This window comes from Hydrogenophaga sp., assembly GCF_041633695.1.
Lineage (GTDB): Bacteria > Pseudomonadota > Gammaproteobacteria > Burkholderiales > Burkholderiaceae_C > Hydrogenophaga.
Window position 1 is genome coordinate 1 of the sequence record NZ_JBFJMY010000084.1, and the last position, 13,009, is coordinate 13,009.

Here is a 13,009-nt window from a genome sequence, read left to right on the forward strand (position 1 = left end):
GCCGGCGTGCCGTCGAAGTCGACCTCGCCCAACAGCTTGGCCCGGCTGCAGACGCCACGGTGGCTGATCTTGCTGGCGTACGCGGCGTGCTGGATGCGCTGAAGTGCATCGAGGCCGGTAGTTCCGCGCGGCTGCATTTTGATGCGGTCGGCGACCGTTGGGACATCCGTCATCAGCTTGACCATGCCCTTGAACACCAGGGCTTGAAGCACTTGGATGCGGATACGCCCGCCACTGCGCTCAGCGGAGGCGAGTCGATGCGCGTGGCCTTGATCGGCGCGCAGCTGTCAGATGCGGACGTCCTGATTCTGGACGAACCCAGCAACCACCTCGACCAGCCGAGCCGCCAGGCCTTGATCGGCTGGTTGCACCGCTGGCTGCGCGGACTGCTGGTGATCAGCCATGACCGGCAGTTGCTGGCGTGCATGGAACGCATCGTCGAGTTGTCTTCACTGGGCTTGCGCAGCTACGGTGGCAACTACGCTTTCTATGCGCAGGCCAAGGCACAGGAGCAGCAGAATGCGCTCACCGAACTGGAGCGTGCCCGGCTCGACCGGCGGCGCGAGGAGCAATCAATGCGCGCACAGCGCGAGCGCCAGGAGAAACGACAGGCGCGCGGAACCCGCAACAGCAAGCAGGCCAATCAGGCAAAGATCCTGCTTGACCGGCAGAAGGAGCGCAGCGAACAGTCGATGGGCAAGCTGCGCCGGCAGCAAGCCGGCACGCAGCTTGAACTCGCGCAACGCATGCGCGAAGCCGCGGCGCAGGTCGTCAGCGAACTGCACATCCATTTGCATGCACCCTCCAACACCGGGATCGCTCAACGTCAGGTAGCGGCATTGGACAAGGTGGTTCTACCCTTTGTGCCGCAAGCCACACGGCACATCAGCCTGCTGGTGACGGGGCAGCAGCGCATCGGCCTCGTAGGACCCAACGGCTGCGGCAAGTCCACTTTGCTCAAGGTGCTCGCCTGTCGGATTGAACCCTTGGCAGGAATTTGTAGGATCACGAATCGCATGGTCTATCTAGACCAGAGCCTGGACGGCCTGGGTAAGCAGCGACCGGTGCTTGAGCAACTGCAGGACATCAATCACACGCTTGGCGAAGGCGAGCTGCGCATGCGACTGGCTCAACTCGGACTGGGCGCGCAGAAAGTCGCCGTTCAACAGGAATTGCTCAGCGGCGGCGAGCGCCTCAAGGCTGCGCTGGCCTGCGTGCTCTACGCCAATGAGCCACCGGAGTTGCTGCTGCTGGACGAGCCCAGCAATCACCTGGACCTGCCATCGCTGGAGGCCTTGGAAACGCTGTTGACGGGCTATCGCGGCGCGCTGCTCGTGGCCTCGCACGATCAGGCATTTCTGAGCCAGCTGGGGTTGACCCATCTACTGGTCGCGGGCGCCGAAGGTTGGGCGTTGATGCCCGTAGACCACATGACGCAATGACCGCTGCGGGCGGCGGTCGCAGTCAAAGAACCAAGGCCTGCGCCAACTCATCCATGTGCCGAAACACCCGCGCCACCGTCAGCCCGTCGAACGCTCTGCCATGCCCTTCGGGGCAATAGCCCCAGACGGTGGCACCGGCGGCAATACCGGCTTGGGCGCCCGTCGCTGTGTCTTCAATCACCAGGCAGCGCGCAGGATCGGCGCCCAGGTGGGCGGCGGCGGCCAGGTAGACGTCGGGGAAGGGTTTGGAGCGTGGCTGGTCGTGGCCGCTGAAGATGCGGTCGCCAAAGTAGGTGTGCATGCCCGCCATCTGGATCTGCATCACGACCTTGGGCCGGTCGGCGCCCGAGGCGCAGGCGATGCGTCCGCTGGTGCCTCGGTGGGCCGCCGCCACGGCTTGCAGCGCGCCGGGCACGGTTTGCAGTTCGGCGCGCAGGCGCTGATCGCGCCGGGCGTAGAAGGCGCGCATCCAGTCTTCGGTGAGCGGCTTGCCGGTCTCTCGTTCGATGCGCGCGCGCTCGTCGCGCACGGCCTTGCCGATGAAGATGTGCATGCACTCGGCCTGGCTCAGTGCCCAGCCGGCTTCATTCAGCATTTGGCGCAGCACGCCGTTGGTGATGGGCTCGCTGTCGACCAGCACGCCATCGCAATCGAACAACACGGCTTCGAACATCGGGGTGGCTTTCTGCAAATAGGTTGAAAAGGTTCAGGCGAGGTCGCCGTCCACATACAGCCAGCGCCCGCCTTCGCGCACGAAGCGGCTGCGCTCTTGCATGCGCTGGCCTCGGCCGCCTTGGCGCGAGCGGGCGACGAAGGCCACCTCGGCGTGGTCGGCGTCGATCTGGCGGTGCTCGCGCACATCGAGCCCCAGCCATTTCACGTCGAGCGCCAGATCCAGATCGGTGGGCCGGGTGCTGGGGTGCCAGGTGACCAGCAAATAGGCGCGGCGGCCCAGCGCGTATGCGCTGTAGCGCGAGCGCATGAGGCTTTCGGCGTCGGGGGCGGGGGTGTCGTGGTCCAGGTAGCGGCCACAGCAGGCGGCGTAGGCCATGGCACGGCGGCGCGCATCGCTGCGGCCACAGGGGCAGGCGGTGGCAGGCGCCGTGCTCACGCCGGTTTGGACGCTGCGTGCCGGGCCTTGCGCGCCTCCAGGCTTTCGGTGGGGGCGCCCTCTTTCAGCCAGGCGCCAAAACCGCCGTCGATGTGGGCCACGTTGCGCATGCCCATGTCTTGCAAGGCCTTGGCGGCCAGGGCGCTGCGCCAGCCGGCGCCGCAGAACAGCACAAACTCTTTGCTCTCGTCGCCGAACGCGGGTTTGAAATAGGGCGACTCGGGGTCGACCCAGAATTCGAGCATGCCGCGCGGCGCCAGCAAGGCGTCGGGCGCTGTGCCTTCGCGTTCAAGTTCGCGCGGGTCGCGGATGTCCACCAGTTGCAGCGTCGGGTCGCTGCCCAGGCGCTCGCGCACCTGGGCCACGCTGTAGGTGGTGATCTGGGCCGTGGCTTCGTCCACGAGCGTGCGGAAACCTTTGGTGATGGGCATGGTGGTCTCCTGTCGAAAAGCGGGTTTGCGGGTCGAAGCGCCAGAGCGGGCAAGGCCCGCGCGGGGAGCTGAACCCCGATGGTAGCGCCCGATTGCCAGCAGCACGTGAAGCAGAACGGAGGCCCCTGCCCTGCTGCCCCAAGCTGCCGCGCTCATGGCAGCTCGCCCGGCTCCAGCGCCAGCTTCAGTTTTGCGCGATGGAGAGCGCACCACCCGCGCAAAAAACGGCGATCAGGCGCAGGCGCGTCTGGTCGCCCAGCGCGAAAACACGGGTGCAATCTCCAGCCCCGGCAGCGCCGGGTCAGGGCGTACAGGCATGGCATTGCATTGCACGTTGCCCAACTGGATTCCCCAACCCTGCGTGCGCATGCTGAAGGCTTCTGGGCGGCGTTCGAGCGGGAACTGAGCGAAGCCGGATTCGACCACCGTGAGCAGCGTGCCGTCGCCCGCGTCTTTCAGGGTGAAGGTCACCACCGTGCCTTGTTCCTGTCCGTCGTGGATCTCGGGGTCGACGGACTACGGATGCCAACGGTACGAAAACAGGGGCTCGGGTTCGACGCGCTCCACGATCGCGTCAAACGCCCAGTCCGCCATCCCCTGTCACCGCTGCAACGGGCCCTTCCCCTGATCGGTCGGCAAGCCCCGCCAGCAAGCTGCGGCTTGACCACGTGTGGTCACGTCAAGCTTGCCAAGGATGTTCGCCACATGGCGCTTGACCGTGTGCGGACTGAGGTCGAAGCGGCGGGCAATGAGCTTGTTGCTGTCACCCGCGGCGATGCGGGCCAGCACCTCGCGCTCGCGCTCGGTGAGCACGCTGGTCGGGTCGTCGGCGCAACGGCGCCAGTGCCCAGCGCCCGGATAGGCAACGGCTCCACCGACCGACTCCAAAGGCAGCCCGTCAGGTGCCAGCGGCTGGGCTGCACCGGATAACCGCTGCGCCAATTGCTGCAACAAGGCGGTTCCGCCCGGGCCAAGGTGGGTGCCCCAGTCGACTGCGGCCAGTCGCTGCAACGCCTCAGACCCGACCATCAGCGCACCCCCGACTTCGCCACCACCCAGCGCCTGGGCACACCAAGGCCTGAGGATGGCGGCGGCTTCGTCGTGCCGACCCAGGCGCCAGGCCACATCGGCCAGCATCAAACGCAGTTGCGTGGTGACGAAGTACACAGAGCCTTCAGCGCCCGCCGCCAGTGGCTGCAACAGCTTGTGGGCCAGCGCCAGGTCACCGTCGGCCAGTGCCACCATCGCACGGCCCATCTGACGCTCAGACTCTGCGTAGGCCCATTCATAGACATTGCCGGTGCGCGCCAGCAGAGCAGCGGCTGAACGCAGCGCCACCATATCGCCCAGGATCCAGCAGCCGCGCACATGGGCAAACAACACCGCGTGTTCGTGCGTCAAGCGGTTGGCGGCCAGCGAGTGTTCGGTCATGTCGCGCGCGTTTTCGTGGGCGGCGGCATGACAGGCTGCGGCATCACCTCGCAGGGCGTCCAGCAAGGTGTGACTCATCCAGCTCTCTGTCATCAGGCTACGGGGGCGGCCCAGCCAGTGCACGTCTTCATCGGCCCGGGTCAGGTGCTGCAGTGCAGCAGCGAGGTCGCCCACTTCCAGCGCGAGCCAGGTGCGCAGGTGCCAAGCTCCGGCGCGCAACTGGCTGGGCTGATCGCCACTCAGGCGCAACGCACAGTCGGCAAAGCGGATGAGCGCCGGCCGCGCACCGGGAAAGCCGGCCAGCATGCTGAGGAAAAAACAGCCATTCCCGACCTGTACATCGGCGCAGCGCTCCAGTCCTTCCACCATGGCGACCAGGTGGGGTGCCACGTCGTCGGACCGCCCTTGGGCAAAGGCGCACCAGGCACAGGCATAGCGGACCAGGGCCTGCTGGTCGGGCGGCAAGGGCTGTAGAACCAGCCGCGCCAGCATGACGGCAGCCGCCTCGACCTGTCCGCTGCTCATCATGCCCAGGGTCGCAAAGGCCTGTGCCAGCGGCACTTCGCTGGCACGACCCGCTTGGGCCAAGCCCTCGGCGCCCTGCAGCATTTCGGTGGACATCATGTCGAAGTCGAAACGCGGGAATGCGGCCATGCCGCGCAGCAGGTGCAGATCGGGCCGCGCGGCCAGCTCGCCGCCGGGAAACTGGTCCAGCATCTGATCCAGCGCCGGGGCCCCCCCGCGCGCGATCAGCTCAGGCCCGCTTTCGACCAGCCGCCGGGTGGCCTGATCCCAGTCCCCAGCTCGCAAGAGATAGCCCACCGCACGCGTCAGGTCGGGCTCGTGCTCGGCCGCTCGGCACAACAGGGCGGGAACCTGGTCGGCGTGGTCGCGTTGCAAGCGGCTTTCCAGGAAATCCCGGAACAAGTCGTGCAAGCGCAAGGTCAGATCTTCGCTATCGAGCACGGTGACAAACAGGCCACGGCGCTCCACTTCTTCCAGCCAGTAGGCGGCCTGCGGCAGCTGGCTCACATGGGCGCAACGCTCGGCGCTGAGTTCGGGCAACACGGAACAGCGCAACAGGAAGTGGCACAGATCGTCCGGCATGTCGTCCAGCACTTCGCTGGCCAGATAATCGAACAGATGGCGGTGCGCCGTACCACTGCACGCGCGCACATCCCGTGCGGACGACCCACCACCTCGGGCATTGGCCTGCGCCGACAGACCCAGACGCAGCCCCACCGCCCACCCCTCGGTGAGCGTGAGCAGTTCGGCCAGTTGCGCGTCCATATCGCCCAGCCCCATGCTGACCGACAAGGCTGCGGTTTCCTGCGCGTTGAAGCGCAGCTCGGTCCGCCGGAACTCGGCCAGTTCGCCGCTGACCCGCCAGCGCGCCAGCGACAGCGGTGGATCGACCCGACTGGCGATCGCCACGCTCCAGTGCTCAGGCAGGTGGTCCAGCACCGCCTGCAGCAGCGCAAACACGCGCGGATCGCTGATGCTGTGGGCGTCGTCGATCACGATCAAGCCCTGGGCCACCTCAGCCGAAGCCAGCGCATTGATCAGTTCGTTGGCCACGCCGCGCAAGCCACCATCAGCCTGGGCCAGCGTGCCCAGCGCCTCGGGCGCCACCCGCCAGGGCAGGTCCAGCGGCTCCAGCGCCGCAGTCAGGCAAGCGAGAAGCCGCTGCAAATGGTCGTCTTCGTCGGCAGTGATCCAGGCCAACGCCGCTTCAGCAGGCCAATGGCAGAGCATGCGCGCCAAAGCCGCCGTCTTGCCATAGCCCGCGGGTGCTACCAGCAGGGTCAAGCGGTGACGGGGCAAGGCAGCCAGCAACGCCTGCTCTAGCCCGGGCCGGGCCACGAGATGGGTTCGCAGTTGCGGCGGCCGGATCTTGGCCTGCGCAAAGTCAGGCAATTCGACCGTTGAACGCATGCCCCGGATTCTGCGACAGCTTTGGTCGGCGCTCAATTGCTTTCGCATATGGCTCTTTTGGGCGATGCGCTGGTCTGGCCCACGCGCCACGCTTGCGCCATGCACCTCGCCCTCGACCCCTGCGATACCGGCCCACGATGCGCGTGATCCTGCACGCCCATGCCCCCCACTGGCAACTGGGCAGCGACAGCGGCGTGGTGGCCGCCGACGCCCGCTGCGGCGTGCACGGGTTCGGTGTCTGGCAGCACGCGCTGCCAGCCGGCAAAACCACAACCACCTTGCAACACACCGGCGAACTCGTGTTGGTGGCACCAGGTGCTGGCAGTGGAAAAGTCTGGGTGGACGGGGGGCCCATGCGCTTTGTGGCCCCTTGCACGCTGCTGCTGCCCGCCGGCCAGATCTTCACCGTGACCAATACCGGCACGCTGCCGTTGCTACTGCTGTGGGTGTTCACACAGCCGCCCGCAGCGGTGGGAACGCAAGAACCGGCACCTGCGCGCCATGGTCCAAAGTGACACGGCCAATGGCTCCTTTGGGCGATGCACGCACGGACCTGGTTTCAGACACTGAGCGCCTGTCTTGACCCACCGTGGCAGCCCCGCAACCACGTTGCGGTTCCGCCCTCATGCAACCGCAAACCAGGAAACCCCATGACCACACTCGCCGCCCCTTCTTCTCAAAAAATGGCATTGGCCGCTTCGCCATCCACACCGCGCCTGGACCTGTACGCGCCCATCCACAAGGCGCTGCGATTCTTCATGACGGACACGCTGCAACGCGTGGGCCGCATGGGCCTGGCCGATCCCGCTGAGATGACACCCACGCTGGTCCAGTTCGACGCCCTTCTGACCATGTGTGAAGCCCACGTGGCACACGAAAACAGCTTCATGCACCCAGAACTGGAGGCCTGCCAGCCCGGCAGTACCCTGGGCATTTCCGACGAGCACAGCGGCCATCTGGACTCCATCGCCGAACTGCGCCATGGGCTGCGTGAACTGCGCCGGGCCGAAGCGAGGCAACGTCCGCAACAGGCGCTGCGCCTGTACCGCCACCTGGCGCTCTTTGTCGCGGAAAACCTTGAGCACATGCACGCCGAGGAAACCGCGCTCAACGCCTTGCTTTGGGCCAACCGCAGCGACGCACAGCTGCGCGCGCTGCACGATCGTTTGCTGGCCAGCCTGGCGCCGACCGACATGCTGGAGATCGTGCGCTGGATGGCGCCGGCCCTGAACCCGGACGAGCGCATTGCGCTGCTCAGCGAGATGCAGGCCGATGCACCGCCACAGGCGTTTGCCGCCGTCATTGATACCGTGCGCCCCAGGCTCCGCGACGACGAGTGGGGCCCATTGGCCCATGCTCTCGGCCTGCCTCAATACGTCGGTCTGGTTCACTATTGAATAGCTGAACTGACGCCCCTTTTTTTCGATCAGGAGATTCCCATGAAACCGTGGATCCGACGCAGCTTGGCCGGCGTGCTGGGCCTGGCCGTTTTTGGCGCCGCCGGTCTGGCGCTGGGTGCCTGGCTGGGTGACCGCAAGGCGCAACGCCACATCGAGGTGGCCGTGCAAGCCGTGGCCATTCCGCAAGACAGCTTCAGCATGGAACGCGGCCGCTACCTGTATGCCAGTCGCGGATGCATCGAATGCCATGGCGCGAACGGTGCCGGGCGCACCTTCATTGACGACGGCAGCCTGATGGTGCACGCGCCCAACATCAGCTCAGGCCCCAACAGTCTCGTGAACGCCTACACCGCCACCGACTGGGTGCGCACCCTGCGCCACGGCATCAAACCCGATGGAAGACCGCTGTTCGTCATGCCCAGCGAAGACTACAACCGCCTTACCGACACCGACCTGGGCGCGCTGGTGGCCTATGTGCGGCAGTTGCCTCCAGCCGAAGGCCCAGGCTTCAGCGCTCGCGTGCCCGCGCTGGTGAAAGCGCTGTACGGTGTCGGCCTGATCCAGGATGCGGCCGAAAAGATCGACCACCGGCTGCCGCCCACCCCCGAACTGTTGGCCGACGGGTCGGAACTGCACGGTGCCTACGTGGCCAATACCTGCATCGGTTGCCATGGCGCGCGGCTGTCGGGGGGCAGAATCCCCGGGTCGCCACCGAGCTGGCCAGCAGCGGCTAACCTGACGCCTGGGGATGGCAGCGCCATGGTGCACTACGCCGACGCCGAACAGTTCATCGCGATGTTGCGCAGCGGTCGGCGGCCCGATGGCAGCGAAGTAAGCCCGGTGATGCCCTTCGCCTCGCTGCGGGAACTGAACGAAGCCGACGCCCTGGCGCTGTACGCGCACCTCAAGCGCCTGCCGCCGGTGGCTGCCGGGCAGCGCTGACCGGTCGCGCCGAAACGCGGAAGACCTGGGCAGGTTCCATGCGGGAAAGGGGCTTCACCGCGCCAGCGCCACAAGGTCTGCTCATTGTCGCGGCCTGCGGGCGCAGGCGAGTGCATACGACAAAGCGCAAAGGCTTGACCGTCCTGGGGGAATGGCCCTGCGGTGTCCAATGGGTGCTGTGCTTTTTCAACCCCTTACCGTGCGCCACGCCCAGGAGCCTGCATGACCGATCTTTCCACCTTCCCCATCACGCAAAAATGGCCCGCCCAGCACCCGGATCGCCTGCAGCTGTATTCGCTGCCCACGCCCAACGGCGTGAAGGTGTCGATCATGCTGGAAGAGACCGGCCTGCCGTACGAAGCGCACCTGGTCAGCTTCGGGAGCAACGACCAGATGTCGCCCGCATTCCTCTCGCTCAATCCCAACAACAAGATCCCCGCCGTGCTCGACCCCAACGGACCCAACGGCCAGCCGCTGGCCTTGTTCGAGTCGGGCGCGATCCTGATTTACCTGGCCGAAAAAACCGGGCAGTTCTTGCCGCAAGATGCCGCCGCCCGCTACGAAACCCTGCAGTGGCTGATGTTCCAGATGGGCGGCGTGGGCCCGATGTTGGGGCAGCTCGGCTTCTTCCACAAATTCGCGGGTAAAGACTTTGAAGACAAGCGCCCGCGCGACCGCTATGTGGCCGAAACCAAACGCCTGCTGGGTGTGCTGAACCAGCGCCTGGAAGGCCGCGACTGGATCATGGGCGACGACTACACCATTGCCGACATGGCGACCTGGCCCTGGGTGCGCAACCTGGTCGGCTTTTACGGCGCGGGCGACATCGTGGGCTTCAGCGATTTTCCGCAACTGGCGCGCGTGCTCGACGCCTTTGCGGCGCGGCCTGCCGTCGCCAAAGGCCTGCTGATTCCGTCAGCACCTTAGGAGCAGCCCGCAAAAGCTGCACCTTTGCCACCACCAGATTCCATCGAGCGCCTGGGACTCAAGGCCAGGGCACCGCAGTTCCGGCTCCGCCGGACTGCCAGTCCCGCCCCCTGGAGGGGGCGCCGTGCCGCGCAGCAGGCCCGGCTCGGGGTGGGCCCTACTTCCGCCAGAACTGCGTGGTGAACAGCACCAGCACCGACAGCAGTTCGAGGCGCCCCAACAACATGGCAAAGGTGAGCACCCAGATCTGAAAGTCGCTCAACACGCCAAAGTTGCTGGCCGGCCCAACAGCGCCCAGCCCCGGGCCGATGTTGTTGACCGTGGCCACCACCGCCGAAAAGGCGGTCACGATGTCCAGCCCCGTGAACAGCAGCAACATGGTCAGGCCCATGATGGTGGCGCCGTATATCAGCATGAAACCAAAGGTCGCGTTCATGACCGACATGGGGATGACGCCACCGCCCAGCGTGACCGGGTTGACCACACGCGGATGGATGATGCGCACCAGCTCGCGCCGCGCCTGCTTGATGAGCAGAATCATGCGCACCATCTTGATGCCGCCGCCGGTGGAACCCGCACACGAAACAAAGCAGCCCAGAAACAGCAGCAGCACCGGCGCAAACACCGGCCAGTGGGAATAGTCGGTGGAGGAATAACCGGTGGTGGTGGCCAGCGAGAGCACGTGGAAGGCGCTGGCGCGCAGGGCGTCGGTCCAGTCGGGATACACCCGGTGCCCGACCAGCAAAACCGCCACCAGCAGCGAGCACGCCACCAGCACGCTGACATAGGTGCGCACCTCGCGGTCCACCAGCAGCGGACGCACAGAGAGCGAGCGCAGCACGATGAAGTAGCGCATGAAACTCACGCCCGCCAGTGTCATGAAGACAATGGCCACGCCCTCGATCTGCGGCGAATTCCAGTAGCCAAAGCTGGCGTCGTGCGAAGAAAAACCGCCCAGGCCCATGGTGGTGCACATGTGCATGAAGGCATCGGCCCAACCCATGCCGGCCCAGCGGTAGGCCAGAAAACACAGGGCGGAAAACAGAAAGTAGACCAGCCACAGGCCGCGCGCGGTTTCGGCGATGCGGGGGGTGAACTTGGTGTCCTTCATGGGGCCCGGCGTTTCTGCCTTGTAGAGCTGCACGCCGCCCAGACCCAGCAAGGGCAGCACCGCCACCACCAGCAGCATGATGCCCAGGCCACCAATGAGCTGCAGAAAGCAGCGCCAGATGTTGGCCGACACCGGCAACTGGTCCAGGCCCGACAGCGCCGTGGCCCCGGTGGCGGTGAGCGCGCTCATGGACTCGAAGTAGGCCTGCGTCCAGCTGATGTCGGGCACGGTGAACATCAGGGGCACGGCCGAATACGCGGGCAACACCAGCCAGACCAGGTTCACCAGCAAAAAGCCATCTTTGGGCAACAGCTCGCGGCGAAACCGCTGGGTCAGCGCCAGCACCACGCAACCGCTGATGAACGCAAACAGGAAAGCGCCTTCCCAGACAAAGCGGTGCTCTTCCAGGTCTTCCGTCCAGGCCCAGGCCAACGGCACCAGAAAGGCGAACGAGAACGCGATCAGGATGCGCGAGGTGAGAGCGAGAACGGGCAGCAGGCTGTACATGGGCTGCGTCTATTTGCGCCAGAAGCCGGGCGTGAACAGCACCATGAACGAAAGCATTTCCAGCCGCCCCAGGATCATGGCCAAGGCACAGATCCAGGTTTGAAAATCGCTCAGGCCCGCGAAATTGCTGGCCGGCCCCACCTCGTTGAGGCCGGGACCCATGTTGTTCACGCTGGCCACCACGGCGCTGAAAGCGGTGTCGAAAGGCATGTCGGTCAACAGCAGCACCATGGTCAGGCCAATGATGGTGCCACCGTACACCAGCATGAAGCCGAGCACGGAAAAAATCGTGCTGTGCTCCACCGCCTGCCCACCCAGGGTGACCGGGTTGACCGCGCGCGGGTGGATGATGCGCGACATCTCGCGCTTGGCCTGTTTGAGCAAGATGACGATGCGCGCCATCTTGATGCCGGCCCCGGTCGAACCCGCGCTGGTGGCCACACCCGAGAGCATGATCATGTAAATGGGCGCGAACACCGGCCAGGCGGTGTAGTCCACGGTGGAAAATCCGGTCGTCGATCCGATCGAAACCACGTTGAACAAGGCGGTGCGCAAGGCCTCGCCCGGGTCGCTCATGGTGCCCTTGATCAGCAAGAGCGCAGCGATGAACACCCCCGAGCCCAACAGCAGCAGCATGGAGCCGCGCCACTCCGGGTCGCGCCAGATGCGCATGGGCTGGCGCTTGGTCAGGGCCATGAAATACAGCGCGAAATTGCAGCTGGCCAGCAGCATGAAGACAATCGCCACCCATTCGAGCGCGGGCGATTGGAAGTACGCAAAACTGCTGTCGTGCGACGACAGGCCGCCCAGGCTGAGTGTGGCGAACATGTGGGTCCAGGCGTCCAGCGGCGTCATGCCCCCCAGCCAGTAGGCCAGCACACAGGCCAGAGACACCAGGCAGTACACGCTCCACAAGCCCTTGGCGGTTTCGGTGATGCGCGGCGTGAGTTTGGCGTCCTTCATGGGGCCGGTGGCCTCGGCCCGGAACAGCTGGCTGCCGCCTACCCCCAGCATGGGCAGAATCGCCACCGCCAGCACCAGAATGCCCATGCCGCCCAACCATTGCAGCAAGCAGCGCCAGAGGTTGATGGAGCCAGGCAGCCGGTCCAGGCCCGACAAGACCGTGGCGCCGGTGGTGGTCAGGCCCGAAACCGCCTCAAAGTAGCCGTCGGTGAACGACAGCGGCGTGCCGACTTCGGCGAAGTAGACCAGCAGCGGCAGGCTGGCGAACACCGGCAGAATGGTCCAGACCAGGCCCACCAGCAAAATGCCGTCGCGGGCTTGCAAATCCAGATTCCGGCCCACGCGCAACACGGTGGCGCGCATCATCAGACCCGCCAGGAGCGTGAGCCCCATCGCCAGCGGGTAGGCGTGCCCGGCCCCATCGTGCATCCACAGCGACACCCCCATGGGCACCAGCATGGTCAGGGCGAACACCATCAGAATCGCCCCCAGCGTAGGAAAAACGCGCAGCAGCGGCATGGTCAACCGAAGAACGTGGCGCCGACCTGGAACAGCTTTTCCACATCGCGCACCAGGCGCTTGTTCGGGATGAAGATGATGATGCGATCGTCCGCCTCGATCAGGAGGTCGTGGTGGGGCATCAGCACCTCGGACTTCTTGCCGTCGCCGCGCACGATGGCACCGATGCGCGCGCCCTTGGGCAGCTTGACCTCTTCCACCCGGCGCCCGACCAGTTTGGAGGTTTTGAAGTCGCCGCGCGCAATGCCTTCGAGCGCTTCGGCAGCACCTCGGCGCAGGCTGTGCACGGC

12 protein-coding genes and 1 pseudogene are annotated in these 13,009 nt (G+C 65.8%); 5 read left to right on the top strand and 8 right to left on the bottom strand.

Annotated features, from left to right (window positions below):
* On the top strand, positions 1-1,442 hold a 1,442-nt coding region (locus ABYB95_RS07415), incomplete at its 5' end, for an ATP-binding cassette domain-containing protein (protein WP_372657841.1).
* 22 nt (positions 1,443-1,464) lie between these two features.
* Here ABYB95_RS07415 and ABYB95_RS07420 read toward each other — a convergent pair.
* The 5 genes and pseudogenes from ABYB95_RS07420 to ABYB95_RS07440 form a co-directional block, all read right to left on the bottom strand.
* On the bottom strand, positions 1,465-2,115 hold the full coding sequence (locus ABYB95_RS07420) for an HAD family hydrolase (protein WP_372657842.1): 651 nt from the start codon (positions 2,113-2,115) through the stop codon (positions 1,465-1,467).
* Positions 2,116-2,148: 33 nt separating this feature from the next.
* Complete coding sequence (locus ABYB95_RS07425; RefSeq protein WP_372657852.1) at positions 2,149-2,493, bottom strand: YchJ family protein; 345 nt, start codon at positions 2,491-2,493, stop codon at positions 2,149-2,151.
* Positions 2,494-2,549: 56 nt separating this feature from the next.
* Entirely contained in the window at positions 2,550-2,984 is a 435-nt protein-coding gene (locus ABYB95_RS07430) for a rhodanese-like domain-containing protein (RefSeq protein ID WP_372657843.1), read from the bottom strand.
* Positions 2,985-3,174: 190 nt separating this feature from the next.
* Positions 3,175-3,264, bottom strand: a pseudogene (locus ABYB95_RS07435) (transcriptional regulator); the annotation flags it as partial.
* Between the two features lie 320 nt (positions 3,265-3,584).
* On the bottom strand, positions 3,585-6,350 hold the full coding sequence (locus ABYB95_RS07440; RefSeq protein ID WP_372657844.1) for a LuxR C-terminal-related transcriptional regulator: 2,766 nt from the start codon (positions 6,348-6,350) through the stop codon (positions 3,585-3,587).
* Between the two features lie 137 nt (positions 6,351-6,487).
* Here ABYB95_RS07440 and ABYB95_RS07445 point away from each other — a divergent pair, with 137 nt between their 5' ends.
* The 4 genes from ABYB95_RS07445 (at position 6,488) to ABYB95_RS07460 (ending at position 9,619) form a co-directional block, all read left to right on the top strand.
* Positions 6,488-6,865: a cupin domain-containing protein gene (locus ABYB95_RS07445; RefSeq protein WP_372657845.1), complete on the top strand. Its 378-nt coding sequence runs from the start codon at positions 6,488-6,490 to the stop codon at positions 6,863-6,865.
* A 135-nt stretch (positions 6,866-7,000) separates the two neighbouring features.
* Positions 7,001-7,747 carry a hypothetical protein gene (locus ABYB95_RS07450; RefSeq protein ID WP_372657846.1) on the top strand — a complete coding sequence of 249 codons (747 nt, stop codon included), beginning with the start codon at positions 7,001-7,003 and terminating at the stop codon, positions 7,745-7,747.
* Positions 7,748-7,789: 42 nt separating this feature from the next.
* The gene (locus ABYB95_RS07455; protein ID WP_372657847.1) at positions 7,790-8,692 is read left to right on the top strand and encodes a c-type cytochrome; all 903 of its coding nucleotides are present in this window, start codon (positions 7,790-7,792) and stop codon (positions 8,690-8,692) included.
* 222 nt (positions 8,693-8,914) lie between these two features.
* A complete protein-coding gene (locus ABYB95_RS07460; protein ID WP_372657848.1) occupies positions 8,915-9,619 on the top strand; it encodes a glutathione S-transferase N-terminal domain-containing protein in 705 nt (234 codons plus the stop codon).
* 157 nt (positions 9,620-9,776) lie between these two features.
* Here ABYB95_RS07460 and ABYB95_RS07465 read toward each other — a convergent pair whose 3' ends face one another.
* The 3 genes from ABYB95_RS07465 to ABYB95_RS07475 form a co-directional block, all read right to left on the bottom strand.
* Positions 9,777-11,237 (bottom strand): TrkH family potassium uptake protein, encoded by a 1,461-nt coding sequence (locus ABYB95_RS07465; RefSeq protein WP_372657849.1) that lies wholly within the window; start codon positions 11,235-11,237, stop codon positions 9,777-9,779.
* Between the two features lie 9 nt (positions 11,238-11,246).
* Positions 11,247-12,719, bottom strand: coding sequence for a TrkH family potassium uptake protein (locus tag ABYB95_RS07470; RefSeq protein ID WP_372657850.1), 1,473 nt, complete (start codon positions 12,717-12,719; stop codon positions 11,247-11,249).
* A gap of 2 nt (positions 12,720-12,721) precedes the next feature.
* A partial coding sequence (locus ABYB95_RS07475; protein WP_372657851.1) for a TrkA C-terminal domain-containing protein occupies positions 12,722-13,009 on the bottom strand: 288 nt, incomplete at its 5' end.

What these genes read in the sequence shown, in the direction of transcription:
- ABYB95_RS07420 (WP_372657842.1), bottom strand. Translation starts at nt 2,115, where the DNA reads ATGTTCGAAGCCGTGTTGTTCGATTGCGATGGCGTGCTGGTCGACAGC.
- ABYB95_RS07425 (WP_372657852.1), bottom strand. Translation starts at nt 2,493, where the DNA reads ATGGCCTACGCCGCCTGCTGTGGCCGCTACCTGGACCACGACACCCCC.
- ABYB95_RS07450 (WP_372657846.1), top strand. Translation starts at nt 7,001, where the DNA reads ATGACCACACTCGCCGCCCCTTCTTCTCAAAAAATGGCATTGGCCGCT.
- ABYB95_RS07440 (WP_372657844.1), bottom strand. Translation starts at nt 6,350, where the DNA reads ATGCGTTCAACGGTCGAATTGCCTGACTTTGCGCAGGCCAAGATCCGG.
- ABYB95_RS07460 (WP_372657848.1), top strand. Translation starts at nt 8,915, where the DNA reads ATGACCGATCTTTCCACCTTCCCCATCACGCAAAAATGGCCCGCCCAG.
- ABYB95_RS07430 (WP_372657843.1), bottom strand. Translation starts at nt 2,984, where the DNA reads ATGCCCATCACCAAAGGTTTCCGCACGCTCGTGGACGAAGCCACGGCC.
- ABYB95_RS07445 (WP_372657845.1), top strand. Translation starts at nt 6,488, where the DNA reads ATGCGCGTGATCCTGCACGCCCATGCCCCCCACTGGCAACTGGGCAGC.
- ABYB95_RS07470 (WP_372657850.1), bottom strand. Translation starts at nt 12,719, where the DNA reads ATGCCGCTGCTGCGCGTTTTTCCTACGCTGGGGGCGATTCTGATGGTG.
- ABYB95_RS07465 (WP_372657849.1), bottom strand. Translation starts at nt 11,237, where the DNA reads ATGTACAGCCTGCTGCCCGTTCTCGCTCTCACCTCGCGCATCCTGATC.
- ABYB95_RS07455 (WP_372657847.1), top strand. Translation starts at nt 7,790, where the DNA reads ATGAAACCGTGGATCCGACGCAGCTTGGCCGGCGTGCTGGGCCTGGCC.